This window comes from Spirosoma fluminis (assembly GCF_054778895.1).
Window position 1 is genome coordinate 243277 of record NZ_BAAGZD010000041.1, and the last position, 15011, is coordinate 258287.

Sequence of the window (15011 nt, forward strand, 5' to 3'; positions counted from 1 at the left end):
AATTCGTTTCGTTTCACTTAATACCGCCAGCTCGTTACGTCTGCTCCCTTGGGGGCAGTCGTTTCAATCCGTTTCAGTATCTTATCTACATACATCGTATTGTACCGCAGCCGACTAATGTAGTTGGGCTGCGTTGGGTCGCCATTCCAGCAATGTTCAGCGCGGTCACCGTAGGCCACTTCGCTGTTGGCTTTCGGATTCTGAACGCTTTTCAGAAAATCCTCCATTAAATAGACAGCATTATTTAGATAATAGTTGTCCATATCGCCACAATAAATGTGAATTTTTCCGGCTACTTTCGGTCCCAGCGTCTTCCAGTCGCGACGGAGTATGTGCAGTAAGTCAAAATGTTCGCGCCAGTATTCGGCCACGCCAGGGTTAATTTCTCCGGTACGTTTGTCCCAGATTCGTTTCGGGTATCCGTCGGGGCCAGCAGGCGAATAAACGGCTTCCCAAATATCGAACTGATCGCCCGACCGGGAGTGCGTGCCCAAAGCCAACTCCCGGTGATTGGTTTCTTCCAGCGTGCATTTCACCTGGCCCAGGTAATTGCGCTGACTGGGGCGGGGTGTGCGTCGCAACGGGCCTTCTACGTAGTAAGCGTTCTTATCTTTGTACAGATTGAAAACGGTATACGCATCGAAGGCGATGGGATCAGGGCAGGCCGCGAAACAGCCGTTGAATTCATCCGGGTAAAATACCTGAGCGGCCAGCGCTTCCCAGCCCCCCGTCGACCCGCCGTACGTAAACCGAGCCCAGCCCTGCCCGATGCCCCGGAATCGCTGCTCTATTTCGGGCAGCAGCTCATGCATGATCGCATCGCCGTAGGGGCCCAGGTTTGCCGAATTAACCGCATAGGAGTCATCATAATACGGATTGGCGTGCTGTATTTCTATAATCAGCATCCGCGGAAAGTCTTTGCTCGTCCATTTTTTATAAAAGTCATACGCTTCCTGCGCCACAATCTTCTTGTAGCCATGGATCTTGAACCGCTCAATATAGTCGGTCGTGTCCATATCGGCGGGCGGGGGCGTTTCGCTGAACCCGTCTAAATCGGCCGGGAAATGCCCGTGGTTGATACAAAGCGGGTAGCGGGCATTCGGATGTTCATCGAACCCGGCGGGTAGCAGAACGTGCGCGCCCAGGAACATAGGTTTACCCCAGAATTCAGTCAGCAGCTTGCTCTGAATTTTGATATGCTTGATAAACTCGGTGTCTTTGGGTTCGTCAATGGGTGGGTTGACCTGATCCAGTATAACGGCGAATGATTGCTTCGCTCCTGCGTTCAGTTTGATTTCAACCGGCTTGCTGAACAGATTACCGGGGGCCGTCCGCCAGTTCTGCCCTTCGCCCCGATCCATGGGCAACTTCACGGTGTTACGTGTTCCGTTCGGCCCGTTTTTGACCTGAAATGTCTCGTATTTGTGCAGCACCGCCTGTACGTAGTATTCACCCGTCGGCAGATCTTTCAGACTCTGCTTCGGATACCCGAACGTACTGGCGCTAAGAATAGCCGCCTGACCTGGTTTTAGTCCATCGACATCGACGCCAAAAATCTGAGCCGTTTCTACGGCATCACTGACCTGTTCACGCGGTTCGGGTTTATTGGTTTTAGCCAAAATCAGCAGCACCCGGCCATCCAATGGTCCTGTGCTCTGACTAGCCGGAAATGACACGGAAAATACTGACTGAGCAGCCGTCGGCTGAACCAGGGTGAGCAGGGTGCTACCGAGCCAGCAGAGCATTTGTAAACGAGGCATAGAGAGAGGGTTGTATGTGGAGAACTGTAGACGCCAGCAACATACAAAAAAAGCCGTTACCTGAGGCAACGGCGAATTGGTTATAAGGGGTTAGGAACCAATCAGACCAGTAGATGAGTCAGATGCTGGTACGTAGCATGAGTCGTAGAAAGTGCTTTGGATAGAAACATAAACCATTCGGAGCCCTTACCAGACACTTGGCCTATTTGCTATTGATAAACCCGTACGTAATCAACCTCCAGGCGTTTGGGCCAGATGGTTTCATCTACCCCTTTCTGGCCACCCCAGTTGCCACCAACGGCCAGGTTCAGAATCAAATAGAACGGCTGCTCGAAAGGCCACTGCGCTACGTCACTGCCCAACACCGCTTTCTGCACGGAGTAATACTTCTGATTGTCGACAAAGAAATCGATCTGATCGGCCGTCCATTCAACGGCATATAAGTGATAAGCAGACGTAGCGTCGTTCACCGAAATCTGCTGGCCTTTTTGCGTGCCTTTGCCATGGTTATACGCTTCGGTGTGTACCGTTCCGTGAACAACGCCCTCGTCGAAACCCACGTGTTCCATAATGTCAATTTCGCCACCTCGCGGCCACCCCACTTTTGCGATGTCGGTGCCCAGCATCCAGATGGCGGGCCACGTACCCCGTCCGGCGGGCAGCTTAGCGAGGGCTTCGATACGGCCGTATTTCCACTCCGCTTTACCCCGTGTGAGCAAACGGGCGGACGTATAGCCTTTGCCCTGGTAGTCTTCTTTATGCGCTTCGATGATCAGCTTGCCGTTCTCAAGCCGGGCGTTTTCGGGACGTTTAGCGGTGTAAAACTGCAACTCGTTATTACCCCAGCCATTGCCGCCAACCTCATAGCGCCACTTGGTCGAATCCGGTAAACCCGTGCCTTCAAATTCGTCGGACCAGACCAGCTTTCGATTCGACGGAGCCGTTGTTACGCTGAGCGGGGACGTAACGGGCGCGAGTGTTTGAGCCGTTGGAGTGGTGACTTCAGGGTCGCTACAGGCCAGCAACAAAGTTATCGAGAATAGTACCATAAGGGGTTGCGGAGTATATTTAAGACGTCTCAATGTGTTGATCTTCTGGATTATTTACGTTCCGAACGCCCATTTCAGGAAGTCAGGCATGATTGCACTCCAGGTTTCCTGATTGTGCTGACCGCCCTTCACCTCTACGTACCGAATGTCGCGCTCGCGGTGGTAGCCTTTCTTCACCAGTTCGTCGATCAGGTCCGTTGTATCTTCAATGGCATCAATAATGCCATTGTTGTTTCGGTCGCTGGTTTCGTCTTCAGTGCCGGTTTCAAACCAGAATTGCAATCCGTTCATATACCTTCCCTTCCGAACCAGATTGTGCATGATCCGGTCGGTATCGTCGGAGTAGCTGCTATCAAATTTCCTGCTCCGCCACCAGAACGATCCGGAAAAAACACCCGCCCGGCTGAATCGCTCCGGGTGATGAAAGACAAGGTCAAAAGCCGACAGACCACCCAGCGAAAAACCCGCAAAAACTGACTCGGTCGGAGACGTACTGACCCGGTAGTGCTTTTTGATATAGGGCAGCAGTTCGGTCAGCACAAAATCGGTATACAGAGCCGCTTTACTGCCCCGGTTCAGGTAATCGGCCTGGGCCGCCGTACCATATTCCTGGATTCGATCGCCCGCGTGAATGGCCACCAGCACAAAGGGCCGGATCGCCTGAGCGTTGTACAGCGAATCGAGTACGTCGGTCATGTTCAGACGGGCCAGATCCTGACCATCATTCAGATACAAAACCGGGTAGCTCTCGTTGGCAACCTCATAATCAGGCGGCAAAATAATATCGAGCAGAACGGTACGATTCAGCGGAACCGAATACAACGAATCATCGCGCTGAACCGTAACGGGGATCGGTTCAGTGCGTAAAGAGGCCGGTAGATGGTCAGCCATAAGCGCAAAAAATGTCAGAAGTAACGCAATCACAACCCGCAAAGTAGCTAATTTTTTCGGCTTGGTTGTCATCCGGTTTTGCCGTTATCAGCGATTTACCCTATTTTCAACCGATGTTTCAACGTTTTATTTAGATCTCAATCGCCTTGCAGGAAGAATATAGAACCTGGTACTCGAACAACCTGGGCCGCAATATGGAGATGCTCGTTTTTGGCACCTGGGGCTATCCCGTGCTGATGTTTCCCACCTCCATGGGTCATTATTACGAATATAAAGATTTCGGCTTAACCGAAACGGCCCGCTGGTTCGTTGAGTCGGGCAAAGTTAAATTATACTGTATCAGCAGCATCGACCGCGACAGTTTGTACGCCAAGCACCTCCATCCCGGCACCCGCATCTGGAACCACGTTCTGTACGACCGGTTTTTGCACGAAGAGCTGGTACCCGGCATCCAGCGCGAGTGTAATGTCCAGAAAATTGGGGTATCGGGTGCTTCGTTCGGTGGCTACCACGCCATGAACTTCGCTTTTAAACACCCGGAGCAGGTAGGCCATCTGCTCACGATGGGCGCGGCTTTCGACATTCGCTCCTTTCTGGATGGTTATTACGACGATAATGTCTATTTCAACAATCCACCCGACTTTATGCCGAATGCGAACAACGATGAATTCCATCGGATGAACATTGCGCTGGGTACGTCGGAGTACGATTTCTGCAAGCCGTCGAATCAGCAGATGTCGGAGATTCTCAATCGGAAAGGCATCCGCCATCGGCTCGACGTAACCCCTTGGGGAAATCACGACTGGCCCGTGTGGAAAGACCAGTTTCCGCGGTATTTGAGCATGATTTAACGCATCGACTATGTGGACGGCTTACGCTGAACCAACCGGCTCAATCACCAACGCGTTGTCGAGGCTTCGGAATCACCTGGTGCAGGTCCTGGAACGTATTGCGCTGTTCTCAGCAGCAAAGCAGATCGAGAAGCAGCCGGGTCAATGGTCGAAGAAAGAAACGCTGGGGCATCTGATCGATTCGGTCATCCATAATCTCAACCGATTTACCGATGCGCAAGTTGCCGACGGACCGTACAGGCTTCAGTCGTATAATCAGCATCAACTGGTGGTTGTCAATCAGTACCAGCAGTTGCCATTAGCTCATTTACGAACCCTGTGGGCTAGTCTGAATACGCAGACCCTCTACGTAACGGAAGCCCTCTCACCTGACCGGATAGCCGAGCCTCTCCAGCTAGAACAGGCTGACGGACAACGACGAACTCTGGGTTGGCTGATCGAAGATTATGTCGCTCAGAAAGAACATCATCTTAAAACGTTGTTATAGTGTGCGAAGGGCGATCATACGTAACGCACAAAAAACGCCGAACACAAGCGGGTCCGGCGTTTCGCCAACTTCTATGAGAAATCCTTCTGAGGGGATCTAGTCTAAAGAAGCTTTTTTATGGGTCCACGTTGCACGAGACCCATAAAAAACGTAGCCCGGCCAACCACAGCCGGGCTTTTTTGTTTTTATCTGTAAACCACTGCAACTTGCTGACAAAACAAGGGGTATGTAAACACCTTATAATTTGTTCATTCACCTATCCCCGACTCAACATCTAACCAGTTACTTATGAGTAAGCAAGCTAAAATTGGCATTTTATTCGGCCAGGAAAATACGTTTCCGCAGGCTTTTGTGGATCGTGTCAACGAAAAACAATCTGATCTTCAGGCCGAGTTCGTGGGCATCGACCAGGTCGAGCAAAGCGTACCGACTGACTATGCCGTGATCATCGACCGCATCTCGCAGGATGTGCCCTTCTACAAGGCGTATCTGAAAAATGCTGCCCTGACAGGTACCGCGGTCATTAATAACCCATTCTGGTGGGCCGCCGACGAGAAGTTCTTTAACAATGCCCTGGCGGTGCAGCTGGGTGTTCCAGTACCGAAAACGATTTTGCTACCGTCCAAAGACCGGCCGGACGATACGAACCACAATTCATTCCGAAACCTGCGCCACATGAACTGGGATGCCATCTTTGAGCACATCGGCTTCCCGGCCTTTATGAAACCACATGCCGGGGGCGGCTGGAAGAGCGTTTACAAAGTCGACAACCCGGAGCAGATGTTCAGGGCGTACGACGAAACCGGGCAGTTGGTGATGCTGTATCAGGAGGCCATCGAGTTTGAAGATTACTTCCGGTGCTACTGCATTGGCGGCAAGGATGTGCGTATCATGCCGTATGAGCCCCGCAATCCGCATCACCTCCGCTACGCATCCGAGATGAAAACAACCGGCGACGCGGGCAGGAAACTGCTAAAAACCATGACGGACTATGTTTTGAAGCTCAATCATGGTCTCGGCTACGACTTCAACACGGTCGAGTTTGCCGTACGCGATGGTATTCCGATCGCCATTGACTTCTGTAATCCCGCTCCCGATGCCGATGTTCATTCGGTAGGACAGGAAAATTTCGAGTGGGTAGTTGAAGCAGCAGCTAACATGGCTATCGACCGAGCGACGAAAGCACAGAAAGGTAAAGACAACCTGACCTGGGGTACATTCGTACGTGGCTCCGTAGATGGAACCGGGCTAACGCCAACAAAAGCGCCTAAAACACCCATCGAAGCCACCGTTGGCAAAAGCGTGAAGGAAGAGAAATCGCCCAAAGCCGAAAAAGGCAAGAAAGACGAACAAAAACAAGATAAGCCAAAAAAGGCTAAAAAATAAGTTGTTCTTATCCACATAAAAGCCGTTGCCGGATCCGGCAACGGCTTTTATCATTCCGATTCCAACCCTTCGCCCGTGGCTGGAGTCATTACAACAAAACGGAACGAGCCCTACTATGCGCAAACTCTTTGGTGTACTGATTCTTTGGGCAGCCCTAGCGGGTTGCGGTGAGCAGAACGAACCGGTATCACCTGAAACCCTGACCGGAACCTGGGTAGAAAAATCGACCCGCCGGGACACGCTCATGTTTAACCCGGTATTTCAGGGTCAGCTGCTGATGGGTACGCTCACCGTAAACCGGGGCAAAGAAGTGAACGCTGGCGGTTATCTCCTGCCTAAACTTGGCAGCGGTATCTATTCGTATGAGCTTCGGGGGGATCGCATTTATGTACGTAATGGGTTATCCAGTTCATCCGTGGGCGCAGAATACAAGCTTGCCCGCCAACGTAACGAACTGCTTATTGAAAACTTTTTCGAGTTAGGCGTTAACCAGCCAGCCACCGCCCTCCGTACCCTGGTTCGGCTACCGTAACGTAGCGTTTTAGCTTTTAGTCCCTAATCTACGGCCGTTATTAACCGCCTGCCCCACCGCCTACTCAGGGAAACTTCAGACGGTGCTACGTTGCTTAGTTCTGCTGGTCATGCTGGTTGTCCGTTGTTGCTCACGGTCAGAAGAGCCTGACCGGCCTTCGTGTTGGTACAAACTTTGTGGCATTTGCTGACTACCTTTGAGGAAGTTAGCCGCCCATCTATGCTTAAAAAGCTACCGTACCTTGTTCTTGCCTGTCTTGTTTTTCCTTTCATCGCCTGCGCACCTGATAAGATTGAATCTGCTCCGGTACTGATTAGTGCCAATCAACTTGTTTTCTACGATACCAGCCTGTTAAAACGTCTGTCAAGTAACGATTCGCTGGATTATCAACCTCTGGATTATCAGATCAGCATCAATCGGCTAACGTATCGAACCACGCTCCAAGATGGGTCAAGCGTTACAGCGTCGGGCGTTGTGTACATACCGAGGCAACTGACGTTACCCGACAAGTCGTATCCGCTGCTTAGTTTTCAGCATCCCACTGCGTATACCAATGCCGAAGCACCGTCGGTCAACAATTTTGCAGCCGCTGCGTTTTCGTATCCATTGTATTTCGCCACCCACGGCTACATTGTTGCCTGCCCGGATTACATTGGCTATGGGGTTACCCATCAGATTCCCCACGACTATGAACATCGCCAGACACTCGCTCAGGCAACCGTTGATATGCTGCTGGCTACCAGAGAGTTTTTGAGTAAGAAAGCGATCGGGTGGAATGCACAGCTTTTTCTGACAGGTTACTCAGAGGGCGGTTTTGCTACGTTGTCAGCGCAGAAACTTCTCGAAGAACACTACACCGGCGAGTTTCAGGTGAGCGGCTCCAGCTGTGGAGCCGGGCCGTATGCAATGCCGACTTTCTACGACTATCTGACGCAGAAAAATACCGTTGGCGGTATCGCCAATTATCTCTACGTATGGGAAACATTGAGCTATAACCGCGTGTATGGGCTCAACAAGCCGATTAGCTATTATTTCAAATCGCCTTACGCCGAGCAGATTCAGGAATCGCTGCAGAATGCGAAGTCGATTAAAGCCAGCTTTAACCAGATTTGTACCAGTCAGTTTTTGACTGACATCCAGCGTGCTTCCTCCCCGTTTCGAATCGCCCTGATCGACAACGACCTGAGTGACTGGTTAACGCACACCCCAACTCAATTTATTCACAGCCAGCAGGACGAGATCATTCCTTTTATCACCTCGCAGCACACTTACAATTCGCTCCGAAGCCGTGGCTCGTCGAACCTACATTTAATCACGTTGCCGAAAGGCGGCCATGTATCTACGGAAGTCTTGTTCGTCCAACAGTCACTAGACTGGTTTGAACAGCTTAAACGTTGATGTTCAGGTTCCGTTCTGGCTAACTATACGTTGCTGACGCTGGGATTCGCCATGCCGGGGCTGCACGTCAGCTTTTTATTTATAACTCGGATTCGCTTATAAGCTTATCCCTTCAGGATCAATTCCGGTGTCGCGGGCAGAGCGACCGTCGATATACGCCTGCTCTTCGAGGTTCCTAGGGTTAGCGTGAATCGGCATCTGAACGGTCTGTTCAGATAGACGAGCAGAAGAATTCGTCGCAAGTGTTGCTGATTTATGGTGGTATTTATAAATACCTCGCACTTGGGCAATTAATCAAAATATTATTAGGTATTTCCTGGGATAACCCACTTACCATTCGTCACAATTTACGTCTGGGCGACTGATCAATCCACTGTTTTTGACCATATTCGCGTTTTAAGAAGATAACGTATCATGTAAATCATCAACCAACAACTCTGTTAAATTAGTCAACCAGTTCATGAAACGAAGAGATTTTATTCAGTTGTCTGGGTTGGGAGTAGGTGCCCTGATGACGGCCGGCGTTCCGGGCGCATCGATCCCTGTGCTGGGCAACGCCGTTCCGCTTGAATATCTGCTTGAGCCGGGAGCCGACGCGGCTACCAGGAAACGGCTGGCCGACGTCGCGCTGAACGCGGCCAAAAGCAAAGGCGCTACGTATACCGACGTGCGCATTGGCCGTTATTTGCAGCAGTTCATGTTCACCCGTGAAAAGCAGGTGCAAAATATTGTGAACGCAGAGTCGTACGGCATTGGGATTCGGGTTATCGCCAATGGCACCTGGGGATTTGCCGCCACCAGCGACGTAACGCCCGACGCCATTGCCAAGTGCGCAGCCACCGCCGTAGCCATTGCCAAAGCTAATTCCAGGCTCCAGTCCGAACCGGTACAGCTAGCTCCCCAGAAAGGCGTTGGTGACGTAACGTGGAAGACACCCATCAAGAAGAATGCGTTTGAGATCCCGGTTCAGGAGAAAATCGACCTGTTGATGAAGGTGAACGGCGAGGCCATGAACAACGGAGCCGCCTTCGTAACGTCGAATTTGTTTTTTGTGAATGAACAGAAATACTTTGCCTCGACCGATGGATCGTACATCGATCAGGACGTTCACCGCATCTGGCCAACGTTCACTGTATCGGCGGTTGACCGGACGTCGGGCAAGTTCAAAACCCGCGATGCGATCAGTTCGCCGATGGGCATGGGCTATGAATACCTTGACGGCCTAGCCACCGAGAAAATTCCGGGGCCCAACGGGTTAGTCGGCTATCGCAACTCGTACGACATGGTCGAAGATGCGGTGATGGCGACTAAGCAGGTAAAAGAAAAAATGACCGCCAAGTCGGTGCAACCCGGCAAATATGACCTCGTTCTCGACCCAAATCACCTCGGCCTGACCATCCACGAATCGGTAGGCCACCCTACCGAACTCGACCGCGTGCTGGGTTACGAAGCCAACTACGCCGGTACGTCGTTCGCGACGCTCGACAAGTGGAAAACCAAAAGCTTCAACTACGGCAGCAAACTCGTCAATATTGTCGCCGATAAGACGCAGCCTTACACGCTCGGTACGGTTGGCTACGACGACGAAGGCGTTCCTTGTAAAGAATGGGATTTGATCAAAGATGGTATTCTGGTGAACTATCAGGCTATTCGCGATCAGGCGGCTATTCTGGGCGAAAAAGAATCGAACGGATGCTGCTACGCCGACAACTGGAACTCGGTACAGTTTCAGCGGATGCCGAACGTATCGCTCAAGCCCGGTTCTGAGAAACGCTCGGTTGCCGATATGATCAAAGGCGTCGACAAAGGGATATACATCATCGGTCGAGGCTCCTACTCCATTGACCAGCAGCGATATAACTTCCAGTTTGGCGGACAACTGTTCTACGAAATCAAGAACGGTGAAATCGTTGGCATGCTCGATGACGTAGCGTATCAGTCGAACACCCAGGAATTCTGGAATTCCTGCGCTCAGCTTTGCGACAAAGATGATTACCGCACCTTCGGTTCGTTCTTCGACGGCAAAGGGCAGCCCTCGCAGGTCAGTGCCGTGTCGCACGGTTCAGCCACTACGCGCTTCAACGGGGTCAACGTCATCAATACCGCCCGGAAGATTTAACCACTCATTACGTTGTCAACCAAGGTGCAGTAGATCAGTACTGACAATCAACAACTAAAACAATGGCCATCTTAACCAGAGAAGAAGCAAAAAAAATAATCGATAAAGTCCTCTCTTACTCCAAAGCCGACGAGATGAGCGTCAACCTGTCGGGAGGCCGCACAGGCAACATTCGGTACGCCCGCAACTCGGTTTCCACCAGTGGCGAGAGTTCGAACCTGTCGTTGAGCGTAACGGCAGTTTTCGGCAAACGTAGTGGTACAGCTACCATCAATGAGTTCGATGATGGCTCGCTGGAGAAAACCGTCCGGCGGGCCGAAGAGATTGCCCGCCTGGCTCCCGAGAACCCCGAGTACATGCCCATGCTGGGGCCACAGACGTATCTGGAAACGAAAACATACGCCGAAAGCACCGCCAAAATTAACCCGGACTTCCGCGCCCAGGCCACATTCGACAGCATTGATCCATGCCGCAAAAAGAACCTGACGGCGGCCGGGTACATGGAAGACCGGACCGGTTTCAACGCCATCGGCAACAGCAAAGGATTGTCCGCCTACAACCGGGAAACATCGGTCGAGTTTTCGATCACCGTTCGGACGAACGACGGTCTAGGCTCAGGCTATGCCACCAGCGACGTAACCGACGTATCGAAGCTGAGTACCAAAAAAGATACCGAAATAGCCATGCAGAAAGCTATGGCTTCGAGCAGCGCCCGGGCGTTGGAACCTGGTAAGTACACCGTTATTCTGGAACCAGCCGCGCTCGTATCCAATGTCGATGCCTCGCTGATGGTGGCGTTGGTACGTTCGATGGATGCCCGGAATGCCGATGAAGGCCGGAGTTTTCTCAGCAAAAAAGGGGGCGGCACTCGTCTCGGTGAAAAACTCTTCGACGAACGCGTCACGATTTACTCCGACCCAACCAATCCGGAAGTACCCAGCGGAGCTTTCAGTGGTGATGGTCGCCCGCAGGAGAAAGTAACGTGGATCGAAAAAGGCGTGGTCAAAAACATGCCGTACACCCGCTACTGGGCCGAGAAAAAAGGGGTAAAGGCCATTCCACCGGGTGGTAATTTCATCATGGAAGGCGGCACCCAGTCGCTGGCTGACATGATCAAAAGCACAGAAAAGGGCATTTTAGTTACCCGGCTCTGGTACATCCGCCCTGTCGATCCGCAAACGCTGCTGTATACGGGCCTCACCCGCGACGGCACGTTCTATATCGAAAATGGCCAGATCAAGTTTCCGGTGAAAAACTTCCGCTTCAACGAAAGCCCAATCATCATGCTCAACAACCTTGAATCGATGGGCAAACCCGTCCGCATCGGCGGCAACCTGGTTCCTCCGCTGAAAATCCGCGACTTTACGTTCACAAGCCTGTCGGACGCTGTATAAACCTGTCATTTGTCGTCGTTCGCTACGCTGTCGTTAGTCGTCTTACAGCGCAGCGAGTGACCAATCAATAAACTATGAATCGTCGAGATTTTAATCAATTGTTAGGTATGGGCGCGGCTGGGATCGTGATGCCCAGTTTGCCGGCTTTCTCCCGCACCGTTAGTCCTGAAGCGCTACTCGAACCCGGTTTGGACGTAGCCGTTAAGAAGCGTCTGGCCGATGCGGCTTTGAACGCAGCCAAGTCGAAGGGAGCTACTTACGCCGATGTGCGTATCGGCCGCTACCTGAATCAATTCGTGCTCACGCGCGAAAACAAAGTGCAGGGTATTATCAATTCCGAATCCTACGGCGTAGGCGTACGAGTCATTGCCAACGGTTGCTGGGGATTTGCCTCCGTCGGCGACGCCCGCGACGAAACGGTTGTGGCTAAAGCGGCTGAACAGGCCGTTGCGATTGCCAAAGCCAACGCCCGCCTACTGACCGAACCGGTACAGCTAGCTCCCCAGAAAGGCTACGGCGAAGTAAGCTGGAAAGCTCCTATCAAGCGCAACGCGTTTGAAGTGCCGGTGAAGGAAAAAGTCGACCTGTTGCTGGAAGCGAACGCAGCGGCCATGAAAAACGGGGCCAACTTCGTGAACAACGTCTTGTTTCAGGTGAACGAGCAGAAGTACTTTGCCTCGACCGACGGTACGTATGCCGATCAGGATATTCACCGGATTGGACCCAGCTTCACCGTAACGGCCGTTGACCCGCAGAACGGGAAATTCTCGACCCGAAATTCCTTAAGCGCCCCAATGGGGATGGGTTACGAGTACCTGCAAACCAACCCCGGCGATAAACTTTCCGGCGTTACGACCCGCTACAATAAGGGATATGACATGCTGGAAGACATCACCGCTGCCGCCAAACAAGCCAAAGAAAAGCTGAACGCCAAGTCGGTCGAAGCCGGCAAGTACGATCTGGTACTGGACCCCTCCCACCTGTGGCTCACCATTCACGAGTCCGTTGGCCACCCCCTCGAACTGGATCGGGTACTTGGCTACGAAGCCAATTACGCGGGCACCAGTTTCGCTACCTTGGACAAGTGGCAGACGAAGAATTTCAACTACGGCAGTAAAGTGGTCAATCTGGTGGCTGACAAGACGCAGGTTGGTTCATTAGGCGCTGTGGGCTGGGATGACGAAGGCGTAAAGACAAAGAAATGGGACTTGGTCAAAGACGGCATTTTAGTGAACTACCAGGCTATTCGCGATCAGGCGCACATCATCGGTGAGAAAGAATCGCAGGGCTGCTGCTACGCCGACAACTGGAGTTCGGTGCAGTTCCAGCGCATGGCCAACGTATCGCTCGAAGCCGGGAAAACGCCGTTGTCCGTTCAGGACATGATCAAGGATGTCAAGAAAGGCATCTACATCATCGGCGACGGCTCCTTCTCGATCGATCAGCAGCGCTACAACTTCCAGTTCGGTGGCCAGTTGTTCTACGAGATCAAAGACGGCCAGATTGTTGGGATGTTGAAGGACGTAGCGTATCAGGCCAACACCCGGGAGTTCTGGAATTCCTGCGTAGCGGTCTGTGACCAGAGTGACTACCGGCTTGGCGGTGCATTCAACGATGGAAAGGGTCAGCCAGCCCAGTCGAGCGCCGTGTCGCACGGTTCAGCCACTACGCGCTTCAACGGGGTCAACGTCATCAATACCGCCCGGAAGATTTAACCACTCATTACGTTGTCAACCAAGGTGCAGTAGATCAGTACTGACAATCAACAACTAAAACAATGGCCATCTTAACCAGAGAAGAAGCAAAAAAAATAATCGATAAAGTCCTCTCTTACTCCAAAGCCGACGAGATGAGCGTCAACCTGTCGGGAGGCCGCACAGGCAACATTCGGTACGCCCGCAACTCGGTTTCCACCAGTGGCGAGTCCGACAATATTGCCTTGTCGATAACGGCGGTTTTCGGCAAACGTAGTGGTACAGCTACCATCAACGAGTTCGATGATGGCTCGCTGGAAAAAACCGTCCGGCGGGCCGAAGAGATTGCCCGCCTGGCTCCCGAGAACCCCGAGTACATGCCCATGCTGGGGCCACAGACGTATCTGGAAACGAAAACATACGCCGAAAGCACCGCCAAAATTAACCCGGACTTCCGCGCCCAGGCAGCTTTCGATAGCATCGACCCCTGTCGGCAGAAAAACCTGACGGCGGCCGGGTACATGGAGGACACCACCAGTTTCTCGTGCATCGGCAACAGCAAAGGCAACTTCGGCTACAATCGGTCGACGGGCGTCGATTTTTCGATCACCGTCCGTACCGCTGACGGTCTGGGCTCCGGATATGCGAATCCGGATGTGAACGATGTCAGTAAGCTGAGCACAAAAGCCGCGACCCAGATCGCCATGCAAAAAGCCCTGGCCTCGGCGAGTGCCCGCGCGTTGGAGCCGGGTAAGTACACGGTCATTCTGGAACCAACGGCATCCGTTGAATTACTGAACAACATGATGCGCAGCATGGACGCTCGTAACGCCGACGAAGGCCGGAGCTTCCTCAGCAGAAAAGGGGGTGGCACACGGCTTGGCGAAAAACTTTTCGACGAGCGCGTCACGATTATTACGGACCCGACGAATGCCGATCTACCGTTGTCGCCCTTTGGTGGCGGAGGTGGCGGTGGCCGCTTTGGCGGTGGCGGAGGTAACGACGGCTTACCTCAGGAGAAACGCACCTGGATCGAGAATGGCGTGGTTAAAAACATGTTCTATTCGCGGTATTGGGCCGACAAGAAAGGCGTTCAACCGATTCCGGCTCCCGGCGGATTCATCATGCAGGGCGGTACCCAATCGCTGGCGGACCTGATTAAGAGCACCGATAAAGGAATTCTGGTCACGCGCTTCTGGTATATCCGCGCCGTTGATCCACAAACCCAATTGTATACGGGCCTCACCCGCGACGGCACGTTCTATATCGAAAATGGGCAAATTAAATTTCCCGTCAAGAACTTCCGTTTCAATGAAAGTCCGGTAATCATGCTGAACAACGTCGAAGCGTTAGGTAAGCCAGTTCGGGCGGGGGGTAACCTAATACCGCCGATGAAAATCCGCGACTTTACGTTTACGAGTTTATCGGATGCGGTATAAATCTGTTATTA

The 15011-nt window shown here is 52.4% G+C and carries 12 protein-coding genes; 9 read left to right on the forward strand and 3 right to left on the reverse strand.

Annotated features, from left to right (window positions below; all coding sequences use genetic code 11):
* Positions 1-17: 17 nt before the first annotated feature.
* The 3 genes from ACYVBJ_RS22985 to ACYVBJ_RS22995 form a co-directional block, all read right to left on the reverse strand.
* Positions 18-1745 carry an alpha/beta hydrolase gene (locus ACYVBJ_RS22985; RefSeq protein WP_460985264.1) on the reverse strand — a complete coding sequence of 576 codons (1728 nt, stop codon included), beginning with the start codon at positions 1743-1745 and terminating at the stop codon, positions 18-20.
* A gap of 224 nt (positions 1746-1969) precedes the next feature.
* Complete coding sequence (locus ACYVBJ_RS22990) at positions 1970-2809, reverse strand: glycoside hydrolase family 16 protein (RefSeq protein ID WP_460984640.1); 840 nt, start codon at positions 2807-2809, stop codon at positions 1970-1972.
* Between the two features lie 54 nt (positions 2810-2863).
* Entirely contained in the window at positions 2864-3700 is an 837-nt protein-coding gene (locus ACYVBJ_RS22995) for an alpha/beta hydrolase (protein ID WP_460984641.1), read from the reverse strand.
* A gap of 146 nt (positions 3701-3846) precedes the next feature.
* Here ACYVBJ_RS22995 and ACYVBJ_RS23000 point away from each other — a divergent pair, with 146 nt between their 5' ends.
* The 9 genes from ACYVBJ_RS23000 to ACYVBJ_RS23040 all read left to right on the forward strand — a co-directional run bounded on the left by ACYVBJ_RS23000 (position 3847) and on the right by ACYVBJ_RS23040 (position 15000).
* Positions 3847-4551 (forward strand): esterase family protein, encoded by a 705-nt coding sequence (locus ACYVBJ_RS23000; RefSeq protein ID WP_460984642.1) that lies wholly within the window; start codon positions 3847-3849, stop codon positions 4549-4551.
* A gap of 10 nt (positions 4552-4561) precedes the next feature.
* Positions 4562-5038 (forward strand): DinB family protein, encoded by a 477-nt coding sequence (locus ACYVBJ_RS23005; RefSeq protein WP_460984643.1) that lies wholly within the window; start codon positions 4562-4564, stop codon positions 5036-5038.
* 288 nt (positions 5039-5326) lie between these two features.
* Positions 5327-6424, forward strand: a complete 1098-nt coding sequence (locus ACYVBJ_RS23010) for an ATP-grasp domain-containing protein (protein ID WP_460984644.1) — start codon at positions 5327-5329, stop codon at positions 6422-6424.
* A gap of 115 nt (positions 6425-6539) precedes the next feature.
* Entirely contained in the window at positions 6540-6956 is a 417-nt protein-coding gene (locus ACYVBJ_RS23015) for a hypothetical protein (protein ID WP_460984645.1), read from the forward strand.
* Positions 6957-7175: 219 nt separating this feature from the next.
* Positions 7176-8354: an alpha/beta hydrolase family protein gene (locus tag ACYVBJ_RS23020; RefSeq protein ID WP_460984646.1), complete on the forward strand. Its 1179-nt coding sequence runs from the start codon at positions 7176-7178 to the stop codon at positions 8352-8354.
* Between the two features lie 460 nt (positions 8355-8814).
* A complete protein-coding gene (locus ACYVBJ_RS23025) occupies positions 8815-10473 on the forward strand; it encodes a TldD/PmbA family protein (protein ID WP_460984647.1) in 1659 nt (552 codons plus the stop codon).
* Between the two features lie 62 nt (positions 10474-10535).
* The gene (locus tag ACYVBJ_RS23030; RefSeq protein ID WP_460984648.1) at positions 10536-11867 is read left to right on the forward strand and encodes a TldD/PmbA family protein; all 1332 of its coding nucleotides are present in this window, start codon (positions 10536-10538) and stop codon (positions 11865-11867) included.
* Between the two features lie 74 nt (positions 11868-11941).
* Positions 11942-13582, forward strand: a complete 1641-nt coding sequence (locus ACYVBJ_RS23035; RefSeq protein ID WP_460984649.1) for a TldD/PmbA family protein — start codon at positions 11942-11944, stop codon at positions 13580-13582.
* 62 nt (positions 13583-13644) lie between these two features.
* Complete coding sequence (locus ACYVBJ_RS23040; RefSeq protein ID WP_460984650.1) at positions 13645-15000, forward strand: TldD/PmbA family protein; 1356 nt, start codon at positions 13645-13647, stop codon at positions 14998-15000.
* The last annotated feature ends 11 nt before the right edge of the window (positions 15001-15011 follow it).